Annotated in this window: 6 protein-coding genes and 2 pseudogenes; 4 read left to right on the top strand and 4 right to left on the bottom strand. The window is 57.7% G+C overall.

The features are described from left to right. Positions 1–127: 127 nt before the first annotated feature. Complete coding sequence (gene metH, locus MEB48_RS11475; RefSeq protein WP_237884354.1) at positions 128–3,838, top strand: methionine synthase; 3,711 nt, start codon at positions 128–130, stop codon at positions 3,836–3,838. Positions 3,839–3,892: 54 nt separating this feature from the next. Here the strand turns inward: metH and MEB48_RS11480 are convergent, their stop codons facing one another. Together MEB48_RS11480 and MEB48_RS11485 are read right to left on the bottom strand one after the other, a co-directional pair. Then, a complete protein-coding gene (locus tag MEB48_RS11480; protein WP_237884355.1) occupies positions 3,893–4,774 on the bottom strand; it encodes an NEL domain-containing protein in 882 nt (293 codons plus the stop codon). A gap of 458 nt (positions 4,775–5,232) precedes the next feature. Further along, positions 5,233–7,082: pseudogene (locus tag MEB48_RS11485) on the bottom strand (dermonecrotic toxin domain-containing protein); the annotation flags it as partial. 176 nt (positions 7,083–7,258) lie between these two features. Here MEB48_RS11485 and MEB48_RS11495 point away from each other — a divergent pair. Next, positions 7,259–7,480: a DUF2970 domain-containing protein gene (locus tag MEB48_RS11495; protein ID WP_237884358.1), complete on the top strand. Its 222-nt coding sequence runs from the start codon at positions 7,259–7,261 to the stop codon at positions 7,478–7,480. A gap of 6 nt (positions 7,481–7,486) precedes the next feature. On the opposite strand, the gene MEB48_RS11500 is transcribed toward MEB48_RS11495, so the two are convergent. Next, on the bottom strand, positions 7,487–8,572 hold the full coding sequence (locus MEB48_RS11500) for an ABC transporter substrate-binding protein (RefSeq protein WP_237884359.1): 1,086 nt from the start codon (positions 8,570–8,572) through the stop codon (positions 7,487–7,489). A gap of 525 nt (positions 8,573–9,097) precedes the next feature. On the opposite strand from MEB48_RS11500, the gene MEB48_RS11505 reads away from it, so the two are divergent. Both MEB48_RS11505 and MEB48_RS11510 read left to right on the top strand, forming a co-directional pair. Next, complete coding sequence (locus MEB48_RS11505; RefSeq protein WP_237884360.1) at positions 9,098–10,756, top strand: nitrite/sulfite reductase; 1,659 nt, start codon at positions 9,098–9,100, stop codon at positions 10,754–10,756. Further along, positions 10,740–11,234 carry a DUF934 domain-containing protein gene (locus MEB48_RS11510; protein ID WP_237884361.1) on the top strand — a complete coding sequence of 165 codons (495 nt, stop codon included), beginning with the start codon at positions 10,740–10,742 and terminating at the stop codon, positions 11,232–11,234. Before MEB48_RS11505 ends, MEB48_RS11510 begins: the two co-directional genes overlap by 17 nt. 72 nt (positions 11,235–11,306) lie before the next feature. Here MEB48_RS11510 and MEB48_RS11515 read toward each other — a convergent pair. Next, positions 11,307–15,196, bottom strand: a pseudogene (locus MEB48_RS11515) (dermonecrotic toxin domain-containing protein). Between the last annotated feature and the right edge of the window lie 87 nt (positions 15,197–15,283).

Consider the following 15,283-nt stretch of genomic DNA (forward strand, 5'->3'; position numbering starts at 1 on the left):
CGCGATTCTACCGGTCAGGCCCGCGCACCAACATGAACGATATTCATGCAAAACCCGCACATGCTCCAAAAGCGCACAGGTTTGTTATTATCCCGCTCCTTCGTCATGGCCATACCGAGTAGTCCAAATGTCCGATCGCAGCGTTCGCCTTCAAGCTCTCAAGCACGCCCTCAAAGAGCGCATCCTGATTCTCGATGGCGGCATGGGTACGATGATCCAGAGCTACAAGCTCGAGGAGCAGGACTACCGTGGCAAACGCTTCGCCGACTGGCCGAGCGATGTAAAAGGCAACAACGACCTGTTGGTGCTGACCCGCCCGGACGTGATTGGCGCTATTGAAAAAGCCTACCTGGATGCCGGCGCCGACATTCTGGAAACCAACACCTTCAACGCCACCCAGGTGTCCCAGGCTGACTACGGCATGCAAGGCCTGGCGTACGAACTCAACGTAGAAGGCGCACGCCTGGCGCGCAAGGTGGCGGATGCCAAGACCCTGGAAACCCCGGACAAGCCGCGTTTCGTCGCCGGCGTGCTCGGGCCTACAAGTCGCACTTGCTCGCTGTCGCCTGACGTGAACAACCCCGGCTACCGCAACGTGACCTTCGATGAATTGGTGGAAAACTACACCGAGGCCACCAAGGGCCTGATCGAAGGCGGCGCCGACCTGATCCTGATCGAAACCATCTTCGACACCCTAAACGCCAAGGCTGCGATCTTCGCCGTGCAAGGGGTTTACGAAGAGCTGGGCGTCGAGTTGCCGATCATGATCTCCGGCACCATCACCGACGCCTCTGGCCGCACCCTCTCCGGCCAGACCACCGAAGCGTTCTGGAACTCCGTGGCCCACGCCAAGCCGATCTCCGTCGGCCTGAACTGCGCCCTGGGCGCCAGCGAACTGCGCCCGTACCTGGAAGAACTGTCGAACAAGGCCAGTACCTACGTATCGGCGCACCCGAACGCCGGCCTGCCGAACGAGTTCGGTGAGTACGACGAACTGCCATCGGAAACCGCCAAGGTTATCGAAGAATTCGCCCAAAGCGGCTTCCTGAACATTGTCGGTGGCTGCTGCGGTACCACGCCGGGGCACATCGAAGCCATCGCCAAAGCGGTGGCCGGTTATGCGCCGCGCGAGATTCCGGACATTTCCAAGGCCTGCCGCCTGTCGGGCCTGGAGCCGTTCACCATCGATCGCAGCTCCTTGTTCGTCAACGTCGGCGAGCGGACCAACATCACCGGTTCCGCCAAGTTCGCCCGCCTGATCCGTGAAGACAACTACACCGAAGCCCTGGAAGTCGCCCTGCAACAGGTCGAAGCCGGCGCCCAGGTGATCGACATCAACATGGACGAAGGGATGCTCGATTCGAAGAAGGCCATGGTGACCTTCCTCAATCTGATTGCCGGTGAACCGGACATCTCCCGCGTCCCGATCATGATCGACTCTTCCAAGTGGGAAGTGATCGAAGCCGGCCTCAAGTGCATTCAGGGCAAGGGCATCGTCAACTCGATCAGCATGAAAGAAGGCGTCGAGCAATTCATTCATCACGCCAAACTCTGCAAGCGCTACGGCGCCGCAGTCGTGGTGATGGCCTTCGACGAAGCCGGCCAGGCCGACACCGAGGCGCGCAAGAAAGAGATCTGCAAACGCTCCTACGACATCCTGGTCAACGAAGTCGGCTTCCCGCCGGAAGACATCATTTTCGACCCGAACATCTTCGCCGTGGCCACCGGCATCGAAGAACACAACAATTATGCCGTGGACTTCATCAACGCCTGTGCCTACATCCGCGACGAACTGCCATACGCCCTGACTTCCGGCGGCGTGTCGAACGTATCGTTCTCGTTCCGTGGCAACAACCCGGTGCGTGAGGCGATTCACTCGGTGTTCCTGCTGTATGCGATCCGCAACGGCCTGACCATGGGTATCGTCAATGCTGGCCAACTGGAGATCTACGACCAGATCCCGGTGGAACTGCGCGACGCCGTCGAAGACGTGATCCTCAACCGCACCCCGGAAGGCACCGATGCCCTGCTCGCCATCGCCGACAAGTACAAGGGCGACGGCAGCGTCAAGGAAGCCGAGACCGAAGAGTGGCGCAACTGGGACGTCAACAAGCGGCTGGAACATGCGCTGGTCAAGGGCATCACCACCCACATCGTTGAAGACACCGAAGAGTCGCGCTTGTCCTTTGCGCGCCCGATCGAAGTGATCGAAGGCCCGTTGATGGCCGGCATGAACATCGTCGGCGACCTGTTCGGCGCCGGTAAAATGTTCCTGCCGCAAGTGGTCAAATCCGCCCGCGTGATGAAGCAGGCCGTGGCCCACTTGATCCCGTTCATCGAGCTGGAAAAAGGCGACAAACCGGAAGCCAAGGGCAAGATCCTCATGGCTACCGTGAAAGGCGACGTGCATGACATCGGCAAGAACATCGTCGGCGTGGTGCTGGGCTGCAACGGCTACGACATCGTCGACCTCGGCGTGATGGTGCCGGCGGAGAAAATCCTGCAGGTCGCCAAAGAACAGAAATGCGACATCATCGGCCTGTCCGGCTTGATCACGCCTTCGCTGGACGAAATGGTGCATGTGGCCCGCGAGATGCAGCGTCAGGACTTCCATCTGCCATTGATGATCGGTGGCGCGACCACTTCCAAAGCACACACGGCGGTGAAGATCGAGCCCAAGTACAGCAACGACGCGGTGATCTATGTCACCGACGCCTCCCGCGCCGTGGGCGTGGCGACGCAGTTGCTGTCCAAGGAATTGAAGGCCGGTTTTGTCGAGAAGACTCGCCTGGAATACATCGACGTTCGCGAGCGCACCGCCAACCGCAGCGCCCGTACCGAACGCCTGAGCTATCCGGTAGCGATCGCCAAGAAGCCGCAGTTCGACTGGGGCAGCTACGAACCGGTCAAACCGACGTTCACCGGCGCCAAGGTGCTGGACAACATCGACCTGAAGGTGCTGGCCGAATACATTGACTGGACGCCGTTTTTCATCTCCTGGGACTTGGCCGGTAAGTTCCCGCGCATCCTCCAGGACGAAGTGGTCGGTGAAGCCGCCACCGCGCTGTACGCCGATGCACAGGAAATGCTTGCCAAGCTGATCGACGAAAAACTCATCAGCGCTCGTGCGGTGTTCGGTTTCTGGCCGGCCAATCAGGTGCGTGACGATGACATCGAAGTCTACGGCGATGACGGCAAGCCATTGGCCAAGCTGCATCACTTGCGCCAGCAGATCATCAAGACCGACGGCAAACCGAACTTCTCCCTGGCCGACTTCGTTGCGCCCAAGGACAGCGGCGTGACCGACTACGTGGGCGGCTTCATCACCACCGCCGGGATCGGCGCCGAAGAAGTGGCCAAGGCCTATCAGGATGCGGGCGACGACTACAACTCGATCATGGTCAAGGCCTTGGCCGACCGTTTGGCCGAGGCCTGTGCCGAGTGGCTGCACCAACAGGTGCGTAAAGACTACTGGGGCTACGCCAAGGACGAGACGCTGGACAACGAGGCGTTGATCAAAGAGCAATACACCGGCATCCGCCCTGCTCCGGGCTACCCGGCGTGCCCGGATCACACCGAGAAAGCCACACTGTTCAAGCTGCTGGACCCGGAAGCGGAAGAACTCAAGGCCGGCCGCAGCGGCGTGTTCCTCACCGAGCACTACGCCATGTTCCCGGCGGCAGCGGTCAGCGGCTGGTACTTCGCTCACCCGCAGGCGCAGTATTTCGCCGTGGGCAAGATCGACAAGGATCAGGTGCAGAGTTACACCTCACGCAAAGGTCAGGAGTTGAGCGTGACCGAGCGTTGGTTGGCGCCGAACCTGGGTTACGACAACTGAGACACCCTTGAAATCAGGATTCCGGCGCCGGTTAACCCGACGCCGGAAGGCTGATTATCGGCTTGAGGTTCCCGGCAGCGGTGCTGCGCCAGAGGAGCGCTCAATCGCCTCGACCTCTTGTCGAGACAGTTCGATCATCTTTGCGTTACGTGCGGCTGTCAGATCAAACAGCTGCTCCATGAGTTTCGCATCGTCAACATCCATCCCGTCATCCTGTTCCTGCGACAGGTCTGCTTCGTCGAGTGCCCTGAATGCTTGGGGGTATTTTTCCTTGAGATAACTTACCCAGTAATCACGCTGGATAAGGTCCTCAAAAAAAACGTCGCTGTGCTCGGCCTTCATCACTTCGCGGCGGGCTTCGGCCAATTGCCGGGGTGTTACCCGCCCCACAATCTCGTTCATCGCCTTGGGCGTCTGCATCACGCGTTGAGTCCAGTCTTTCAGTTGACGATCGAGCACGCCTGACGTCTGGCTCAAGGCATCGATCGCCTCGAACCGTGCATCTGCCCCCGGCCACTGTTCGAAAAACCGGTTGAACATGCCTTCGAGCGACTCGTTCATCCCCACTGCAAGACGCGACAGCTCACCCTTGCAGTAGTCCCTGACCATTTCCTCCCGATCAACCAGGTGCTCGGGGTGATGGGTGACGTACTCAAACGCCGGTTTGAAGTGTTCACGCGAGAAGTTCGACCAGTCCAGGGACAAGCCGGACCACAGTTTTTCATTCTTCGGGAAAGCCCCGTCGGGCAATGTTCCGATCCCGGTATCTTTGAGGTTCAGACGTTCCAGCATTGGTAAATCAAGCACCCCGACCGGCCATTCACGCAGCGCGCGCGAGGAAATTGCCAATCTGCGCAGATTGCGTAAACGACTGACATCCAGGGCCATCGGCGTGAGATCCGAAAAATAAACACTGAGCTCCTGCAGCGTCGTCAATGCACCCAACCTTGAGGGCATACATTGGCGTCAAGCAGAACGCTTCGGGCTGCAGAATCACTCAGCCCCGGGCAAGCCCGCCGCAGCTTTTCGATGAATCTCGCGCTGCTTTCCTCAGGATCAATGCAACGGGAGGTGAATTCAGCAATGTGCCCGAGGGGTTGGGCGCAATGCGGGAACTTACAGGGCTGAGCCTTTACTCAGACTCATCCCACGAGCGGCACCTATCATCGAACAGGAAATTCAATCCGGGGAAATTTGCCAACAGTGCATTGGCATTGGCATCAGTAATGCACCGCCCACGGATGCTCAGTTCACGCACATGGGAAAAATCCGCCGACAGCAGAGGTATCGGGTCGTCACAGGTCAAATTCAGCGAACTGAAGAAAGGCAATTGCTCTGCCAACGGCGAATTACGCCAGCATTCCTTGAGGTTTCGCGCGACAGCGCTTTTGCCCCGTTGCATAGACTTTGCCGGCCTGCCGGATACAGGTTTTGCCATTGACCCGGTACTGCCCCAAGGCATCCGGCCGGACGTCGGCCGCCAGCACGACATCAAGCTCATAGGCACGCAAATCCGGCTTCCACAGCCGGGTGTCACCATTGGGCAATTTGATTTGCTCCAGGCGCTCGACCACAGGCTCGGGTTTCACCGCTGCCAATTTACCCAAGCCCTTGCCTGCGCCGGCCATCATGGTGATCAGCGCAAGATTTTCCGCCACGTCGATCAGGTGCGCCTTGGCGGCGTTGCGATCACCTTCACTCCATTCGATCGCGCCCTCGAAAGACTCATACAGCAATTGACCCGCCATCACCGTCAGCATGATTTCGCCCAGTACCGGCACGAACATCGACACCAGGTTCAACCCCAGCATGCCGACTTCCAGCAGATGATTGAGCTTTTCCGCACGTACCCTGGCATCGACGTCAGCCGTGGGAACCGCATGGCTACGCGCATCGGCAATGACTTTTGCCCCGTTTTGTTCGTAAAGATACGTCCATGGATCGGTGTTGGCAGACCAGATTCCTGCCATGCCGACACGATTGATTTCGCTGGGCTTGAGATAGGGATCCTCCACCGGTTCCCGTTTGCCCTGATGCTCAGGGGGCAGTTCCTTGACTCTGACGACGTCAGAAAACGGAGGAATGTACTGAACAACCTTGAACCAGATGGAATGTAACGGATCCGTGGGTGAACCCACCGCTTTACGAGTGAACTGGCTGAAGTAATAAGGGTGTTCGGCATAAGCCACGAACTGGCTGAAAAAGCGCTGGTGCGCCGTCGGCCCTCCATTATCGGCTGACGTTGTATCCCGAGTGGTGAACTGCCGCTTGAACTCTTCGCGCCACTGCGCGGAGGTGTAGCGCTTGAGCGGATGCTGCGGGTCATGAGGTACATAAACAATCAACTCATCGGTATAGCGGTACTGTTCGCAAATGGCGAACACGACGCAACCGGTCATCCTGCGCTTCATCAGGCTCAAGTCACGAAACCAGACTGGCTTGCCACCCAGCCGGGGATGGACTTCACCATCAATGACCGAAAGGATCATCCTGTAGTCTGCGGGCTCGATATCCTTTTTCAGCAACGCCAGTTCCGCAGCCGCCCTCATTGCGGTCTTCTGACTGTCGATGAATTGCTGGCGTAGCGTCGCTTCAAGCTGCGCCTCGGCAGGCTGGAAAAACGCCTTCACATAGGTTTGATACTGCGCGCCGATATCCAGCGTGCGGCACAGGGACAGGAACTGCCTGATCGTGAGGTTAATGCTGGCAACTGGAATGTGCCAGGGGTCGACGTTTCTACAATAAAAGCGGATTTTTCATGAAAGGCGCCCTTTTCGCACTCGGACGCTTCGAAGTTATGCAGTGCTGCCTGCAGCAATGAAAGTTTCATCACCTCGAATGTTGAGACTTCTACTTCCAGCACACCCATTGCCAGCGGCCGCCGCAGACACACCAGGGTCTTGTCGACATCTGCGTCAACCCCAAACCGGTCTTTCAGGGCCTTGACCAGTAAGGGCCTGGCGAACGTGTCGATGTCTTGAAGAGTCGACAGGGTCTTGTCCAGCCGGGTCTGCGAAACAAGGCTGGCGCTGAAGCGCTCTCTCAACACATTCTGTTGCTGGATGGATGCGCGCTGATACCAGCCTGGCAATTGCGAGCCGGCCTCCTTCAATGCAACGCGTCGTTCCGGCGTTGCATTGATCAACCAGTCGGGAGTCTTGCGTTGAAGAAGCTCACTGTGGATGCTGCTTTTTCCTGACACCCACGGCTTCAATGCGGCAGCGTTATCGTTTGAAATGGACATAGTGTTTTCCTGACAAATGGAGCGTCAGGACATCACGTCAGGAAGGCGAATCTGCGGTACATAGTTATTGCCAACGGTGGACTGGTTACAAACTGCTTCAATCGCAACCTGGCCGCTCACGGCATCGACGCCGGGATTGGCTATGCTCTGGGAACCTACATACAGGCGAGGGATTTATGGACGATCCAGTCGACAACAACAAACCGCCGACCTTCTGGCAGATGCTGCACAGCGTGCTGGCGGCCGCGTTCGGGGTGCAGAGCGGGAAGAATCGGGCCCGGGATTTCACCCACGGCAAACCGAGTAATTTCGTGATTCTGGGGATTCTGTTCACGGCAGTGTTCGCGTTGACACTGTTTGGCATCGTCAAACTGGTGGTGTACCTGGCGGGTATCTGAACCGGCTCAGTGCATCAGGGCTTGCAGGCTGAACGGGTAGCGATACGACGTCGGTCGCCCCTTGGCCGAGAGTTTCTGGAAGTCCACCGCGTAATCCTGAGTGGTGCTCAAAGCCAGCAATCGCTTGGCTTGTGCGTGATCGATCAGCTGCAACAACGGAATCTGCCGGTCGCGCCCACCGTACTGGCTGACATCCACCCCCTGATCGTAGTCATGCAGTTGCACCAGCGCCCAACCACCCAGAGTGAAGTGCCCGCCCAACAGCACACTCAACCGCCCTTCCAACAGCGCCTCTAACGCGGCCGGTGAATTGTTGATGGCGCTGAACAGCGCGTCCTTACCGGGCTGGCCTCCGGTTTCGGCGTAAGCCTGCATGGCGCCAAAGGCCATTTCATCGTTGGCCGACCAGACCAGCGAGGTTTGCGGATAACGCTTGAACAATAACCTGGCCTGTTCATAGGCGCGCTCACGGGTCCAGCTGCCATAGACCAACTGGCGCAACCGCACTTCAGGGTGTTCGGCCAATGCCCGCATCATGCCCTTCTCACGCTGTTGCGCGGCTGGCGTGATCTTCAGGCCGGAAAAGGCCACCAGATCGATGACCTGACCGGGCGCGACCGGGCGATGCAGGCGAATCAGCTCCTTGAGCATCAAGTAGCCGCCCTCCTCATTGTTGGGCACCAGGCTGCCCAACCAGTCGGGATACTTGTCCGGCTGAGCGCCGAGCAGACGCATCTGATCTGCGGTCAGGCCGTTGTTGACCAAAAACAGCTTCACACCACTGCCTTGAGCCAGACGCAGGATCTCGGGCGCAACGTACAGTTCGTTGACGAATACCAGGTAGTCCGGTCGATTCGGCCCTTGCAGGACTTCGCGCGCCTGCTTGAGCGTGGTTTCAGCGTTTCGCTCGGAATACTGGATGTGCAAATCCATGCCCAGGTCCTTGGCCGCGGCCTGCATGAACTGCGAGTAACTGACCCAGAACGTCTCTTGGGTGGTCCCTGGATTGAGGAACACTACGGACGCCGCCTGGACACACGGTCCCCAGACCGTACCCAGCGCCAGCACTACACCACAGAAGAACTTCAACATTGAATCGTCCGAGCCACCAAAATCCGCTGCGCATTATAGCCAGCGAAGTCCCTCTGGAATGGCGCTTATTCCGATTTCTGTCCGACAACCGTCGGCATTGGGCCCGGACGGGGTCGTTTATTGATGGCTGACCCAGAATACCGCTGTGCCCACGACCAGGATGATCAGGAACAAAATCGCCCAGGCATCGACCGTGCTATCGCTTTTACTTGCTTTGGTTGGGTTGCTCATTGCATCGCCTCTTGTCGGTTTTATCGGTGATTGCATAAAGACTCGAGCACAGTTAAGACGATGATTGCCCGCACCACAAATGGGGGTTTTATCTCCATGAGTTTCATTAGTCGTTTTGGTTCTTTACATATACTCAAACATCACTTTTGCGCATAACTGCAAACTGGTATCTTGCGTCCGCTCCGTTGGGAGTGCGCGGCCGTGCGCGCAGAATTGCCGAGGCAGCATCGGAGACTTCAGCAAGCGAAAAACGCAACTGGATCCGACCGGCCCAAGCCTGAGAACAGGACTTATATGTACGTATACGACGAGTACGATCAGCGGATCATCGAGGACCGCGTCAAGCAGTTCCGTGATCAGACCCGACGCTATCTGGCAGGCGAACTGAGCGAAGAAGAATTCCGCCCCCTGCGCCTGCAAAATGGCCTTTATATCCAGCGCTTCGCGCCAATGCTGCGGGTGGCGGTGCCTTATGGCCAACTGACTTCGCGCCAGACGCGAATGATGGCCAAAGTTGCCCGCGACTATGACAAGGGTTACGCCCACATCAGTACGCGGCAGAACGTGCAGTTCAACTGGCCGGCCCTGGAAGACATCCCGGACATCCTGGCTGAACTGGCGACCGTGCAGATGCATGCGATCCAGACCAGCGGCAACTGCCTGCGCAACGTCACCACCGACCAGTTCGCCGGTGTCGCGGCCGATGAGTTGATCGACCCGCGTCCATGGTGCGAAATCGTCCGTCAGTGGACCACGTTCCACCCGGAATTCGCTTATTTGCCGCGCAAATTCAAAATCGCCATCAACGGTTCGACATCCGACCGTGCGGCCATCGAAGTCCATGACATCGGCCTTGAGCCGGTGCACAACGCCGCGGGCGAACTGGGTTTCCGTGTGCTGGTTGGTGGCGGCCTGGGCCGTACACCGGTGGTGGGCGCGTTCATCAACGAATTCCTGCCATGGCAGGACCTGTTGAGCTACCTCGACGCCATCCTGCGGGTCTACAACCGCTACGGTCGTCGCGACAACAAGTACAAGGCGCGGATCAAGATTCTGGTCAAGGCCCTGACGCCTGAAGTGTTCGCGCAGAAAGTCGACGCGGAAATGGAACACCTTCGCGGTGGCCAGACCACGCTGACCGACGCCGAAGTGCATCGCGTGGCCAAACACTTCGTCGATCCGGACTACAAGGCTCTGGACAACCGGACAGCCGAACTGGCCGAGCTCGACAAGCAGCACCCGGGCTTCGCCCGCTGGCGCACCCGCAACACCCTCGCGCACAAAAAGCCGGGTTATGTGGCCGTGACGCTGTCCCTGAAGCCGACTGGCGTTGCGCCGGGCGACATCACCGACAAGCAGCTCGATGCCGTGGCCGACCTCGCCGATCGTTACAGCTTCGGTCAGCTGCGCACCTCACACGAGCAGAACATTATTCTGGCCGATGTCGAGCAGAGCCAGTTGTTCACCCTGTGGGGCGAGTTGCGCGAGCAAGGTTTTGCCACGCCGAACATCGGTTTGCTGACTGACATCATCTGCTGCCCGGGCGGCGACTTCTGCTCCCTGGCCAACGCCAAATCGATCCCGATCGCCGAGTCGATCCAGCGCCGTTTCGACGACCTGGACTACCTGTTCGACATTGGCGAGCTGGATCTGAACATCTCTGGCTGCATGAACGCCTGTGGTCACCACCACGTCGGCCACATCGGCATTCTCGGGGTGGACAAGAAAGGCGAAGAGTTCTACCAGGTGTCCCTGGGCGGCAGCGCCAGCCGCGATGCGAGCCTGGGCAAGATCCTCGGCCCGTCTTTCGCACAGGAAGCCATGCCTGATGTGATCGAGAAGCTGATCGACGTGTACATCGAACAACGTACCGAAGATGAGCGCTTCATCGACACCTATCAGCGTATCGGCATCGACCTCTTCAAGGAGCGCGTCTATGCAGCGAATCATTAAGAACAACGAAGTCGTCGACGAAACCTGGCACCTGCTGCCCAAGGACTTCAACATCGACGAGATCACCAACTGCGACGACTACATCGTCCCGCTGCAGTTGTGGCGCGAACACAGCCGTATGCTCCTGGCTCGCGACGGCGGCCTGGGCATTTGGCTGGATGCCGATGAAGAAGCCGAAGAAATCGGTGACGACGTGGATCAGTTCAAGGTCATCGCCTTGAACTTCCCGGCCTTCACCGATGGTCGCAACTACTCCAATGCTCGCCTGCTGCGTGACCGTTATGGTTTCAAAGGCGAACTGCGGGCAATTGGTGATGTGCTGCGCGATCAATTGTTCTACATGCACCGCTGCGGTTTCGATGCGTTCGCGATCCGTGCCGATAAAGACCCGTACGAAGCCCTTGAAGGTCTCAAGGACTTCTCGGTGACCTATCAGGCCGCCACCGACGAACCGCTGCCGCTGTTCCGTCGCCGTTGACAACATGAAGCCCTGAACCCACTCGGGATCAGGGCTTTATCGTCTCGCTGTGCTACCCCAAAACTGCTATCGTCACAGCGGAATCGGTTTCCTCAAAGCCACCCAGTCCCGGTACAGCTGCGCACGGGTTTCCAGTGCCGTGAACACCGCAATCGGGTTCTCGAAAGTGCTCACCGGCATCGGTGAATTCCGGGTCAATCGCCCCCACAATTCATCCGAAGCATCGGCGTTGGTCAACAGACGCCAGACTCGGGCCTGAAGATCCAGATAATTGACCCGGAAATCCGCGGTAAGCGTCAATGTTTTCATGGCCCCTAAAAACCGCCCGCCGCCCTGCCTGAGTGCCAGACGCTGCCAGACCCCAAGCCGGGCGCTTCCCTGCGTGACTTCAACTCCGTTCAACCAGGCCGCCGGATCCAAATAGTCAGGTCCTGGCGCACTTAGCCACAAGTTAATACCCGTTTGCTCTCGATGCGTGACCAGCCGCTGCAGGGTGTCCTCATCGGTCAGCGGGTTGTTCCACAGCAGTACCCGGTCCCTCGAGATGGCCTGATCGAATATCGCCTGCGGAACGCGATGAATCTGGTTATTCCTCAAATCCAGCAGCGTCATGTAGGGCTGATTCATCACACCAACCGGGCACGTAGAGATTCCCGTATCGTTGAGCCTTAACGTTCGCAACTCGTTCATCCCCAGCACTAAGGGAGGCACACCCAACGGGTTATAGCTCAGATCCAGCGCTTGCAGGTTAACCAGTTGACTTAACTGCGCGGCGGTATCTTCCCGAAAAGTCAGCTGCGTTGCCCGTAGATTCAGCGATTCGAGGTGCTGCAATTGGGGGATCACAGACGGTAATACACTTTCCAGTTGCCCGTTGATATTGGCCAATCGCAGATCGGTCTCTTCCAGATTCAAGGTACGTAAATCGGGAAAACATTGCAGAAAACCATCGAGGGTTTCTCGTTCGACTAAATGGAAGTTGTTCAGCTTCAGCTCGACCACATCATTGAATCGGGCGTTGAGCGCCGGCAGTCGATGAAAGTCTTCGTAGCCCATATTTATCGTAAAGCCGACAACATGATCTCCCGAGTAGTGGCTGTTTTGCTGCGGCGTCCGCTTTTGCAAGATAGCAATCAGTTCATCACCCAGCTCGCCTCTGGCTTCGCGTTCATACGTCATCGTATCCTGCAGTAGTTCTGCATTGCGTAATCCGATTTGCAGGTGAGTGAGTCCCTCCGTTCCGGGATCACCCATTTGCAGGAAGTCGACGTCCATATCGTCGATGTCTACCGCCACTTGATCGAACCATGTTTCCAGATCCACGTGCAGTTGCTGCAATAGCAGTTTCTGCTCGTCAAGGTACGCCTGAGCCCTGCTCCCCAGCCGCTGCATCATTTGATTGGCATCGGCGTCGGAAAACTCGGGATAAAACTCTTTGTACTGCAACCTGAGCGTATCCTGCGCCAACGTCACAGCCTGCAATGAGCCAAAGCTGCCACCTTTCAATCCCTGTCCCTCGAAAGGCAGCCCTGAGTCCATTCTATGCAGTCCGAGGACAAGTTCGGTACGAGGCAACGCATGGTTGCTGATTTTGAGTTTTAGCTCGGCGCCCGGGTCCGGGGACAACAGTTGCAACACCGAACGCTCATCTTCGGACAGCACGCCAACCAGCGCCTCATACACATTCGTGGGCGCATTGGACAGGCCATGATGCTGGTAGCGGGCTCCCACTTTGATCAGACGTCGACACTCGGGCGCATCAAGTGGACCGCTACGATCCAGGACACGACCTGTGATGGAACCATCAAGCACTTCGACTCGCAGCCCCTTTGGCCACCCGGGCATATTTTTCAGTGAATGCAAGGCCAGCGTGTCTGACTCGGAACTCACCACTGACCTTAGAAAGAGCCCTTCATAAGCCCGATTGAGGCGCACATGCTGCTGGTATTGGCGCGCCTTGCTGTCCAGCTGTTTGAATAATTGCCTGGCTTCGGCGAGTTCCGGGGCTGCCGTGAAGTCGACGCCGTAACGATCGAGCATTTGCTCCACGGCGGCTCTGGGCAGATTGGGATACTGCCGTTGAAACAACCGGACCCATTGGTGTTCGGTCTGTTGCAACGTCTGATACCGACGGTTGAACAACTCGGCGGGAACGGTAGATGGATCAGCCAGCGCGGCGACCTCTTGATCGATCCTGAAGCGGTCGATGGTGTCGGCCAGCAAAGGCGTTGGCGTTCGCCCTGCCTGCATCAGACGCAGCATGTCGTCATCGACCGCGCTGACCTTGCCGATCTGTGCCAGCACCTCATCACTGAAAGTCCCTACAGGCGCACCGACGCCACGCAAAAGGTCAACACGGGTCGGCAACGGCAGGATTGGTGATTCGATCACAGCTGATTCGGAAATAGCCCTGGAACCGGACTGCGCCAACGGTTCTGCTCCGCCGTGCTCTGTCCTGACCAGCGTAGCCACATCCGCCCCTTCGCGGCTAAGCGAGGCGACGCCTGCGGCCAACGGCAGCGCATTGAGCAAGCCAAACACTGTACGGGTGAGCCCCTGAGAACGGTCACTGGCCGTCTTGCCACTAATAACCTGACCCAGGCCAAAACCGGCATCGATAAGTCCGGCCAGGGCCAACAACCCCTCGCCTCCCGGTACAAATAACGCTAAGGGACCGAAACGGTTCACCCACTGCACAATCGGCTCGACGACAGCACTCAAATTGTCGCGATTGACCTGAGCATCGTCGCGAATGGTTTGCTTACTCGCTATGGCCGCCTGCTTCATGCTGAGTACCAATTGCGCAAACGGATCAGTGTTCGAGGAAACAAGGTCGACGCCGATGTAGTCGGCCGGGTCCCAATAACCATCGTTATTGAAGAAACCCGCCTCCTTGGTCAAGTGATGCTGTCGCGGAAAAATCGCCATGCCATCGAGCGCTGTGAGCACTCCGGCATGAAACGTACCGTCCTCGCGATCCTCGTCGGCGAAGTGCGCGGCCAGTGCCTGCTTCGTTTCAGTAGCCTTGCCCTGTTCGACTAGCCATTGACGCAGCTGCCCCCTGTCGGCAAATTCATGAAGGGGGGAAGAGTTGCCGGAGATATACAACAGCACTCGGTCGCTGGATCGGTCTCGGTAGCACCAGATATCCCTCGCCGTGTATCGATAGAGCTTCAAACGGCTAGCCTCGACGCTTGCTGACAGTTGCGTCGGCGCTTGCAATTGTCCGATCGTCAGTCCTTCCCATGCTTGATCGGGCGGCAGCCCCGCCGCCCGCATGGCCAGTTCCAAGCCTTTTTTTGACAGGCAGTATTCATGATGCTGCAGCCACGCTGTCATGACAAAAGCGGCCTTGACCGACGTTCTCAATGCGTACGGTCTGGACGCAACCAGTATCTCGTCCGACGGCCAGACCCCGTTCAAATAGTTTTCATACAAATACTTCAAATCCAGTTCCCAGACCCATTTTTTGAAATCGGCCGGCCGCAACTTGATCTGTGTATCGGGTCCATACGTTTGCGGTTGTGTCTGGCGATATACACCTTCGTAAGTACTGTGATTGCCGCTACCGTGATCAGCGAATTCGTCGACGTTTCGACAAGACGAATCACTGGCCCGATATCTGGCGGCGTATACAAACCAAAAACGGTTTCACCAAAACGTCCGTCGCCGACGGTCTGGTAGTTGGAAAGCAGCGTTTGCACCAGTGTGCGCGAACTTCCCACTTGCCCTTGATGAATGTCGTTCTGGGCAGGATGGCCCTTGTAGTCGTAATCGAGGGTCACCAGCAAGGCGGTCTGCGGATCGATGCCCGCCCCCCACTTTTCCTTGATCAACTGTTCGCCAAACTGGCTTGGGGTTTGCGGAAGTGCGGTGTCCACCGCCGCTTTCAGCTCATCGCGCATTCGTAGAGGTGATACAGGGTGCGGAGCAGAAACTTGATCGTGAGAAAACGTGTTCATGGCGCATTCCTTTGCGGTCAATTCGGGAGACCACCACCTTATCCAATCTGGCTTCTCTGCAACGTCGGAGTGATCGACAGCAATGTT

Origin of the sequence: Pseudomonas sp. PGPR40, from assembly GCF_022014505.1 — a bacterium.
In the GTDB taxonomy this organism is placed as follows: domain Bacteria; phylum Pseudomonadota; class Gammaproteobacteria; order Pseudomonadales; family Pseudomonadaceae; genus Aquipseudomonas.

What these genes read in the sequence shown, in the direction of transcription:
- metH (WP_237884354.1), top strand. Translation starts at nt 128, where the DNA reads ATGTCCGATCGCAGCGTTCGCCTTCAAGCTCTCAAGCACGCCCTCAAA.
- MEB48_RS11495 (WP_237884358.1), top strand. Translation starts at nt 7,259, where the DNA reads ATGGACGATCCAGTCGACAACAACAAACCGCCGACCTTCTGGCAGATG.
- MEB48_RS11500 (WP_237884359.1), bottom strand. Translation starts at nt 8,572, where the DNA reads ATGTTGAAGTTCTTCTGTGGTGTAGTGCTGGCGCTGGGTACGGTCTGG.
- MEB48_RS11505 (WP_237884360.1), top strand. Translation starts at nt 9,098, where the DNA reads ATGTACGTATACGACGAGTACGATCAGCGGATCATCGAGGACCGCGTC.
- MEB48_RS11510 (WP_237884361.1), top strand. Translation starts at nt 10,740, where the DNA reads ATGCAGCGAATCATTAAGAACAACGAAGTCGTCGACGAAACCTGGCAC.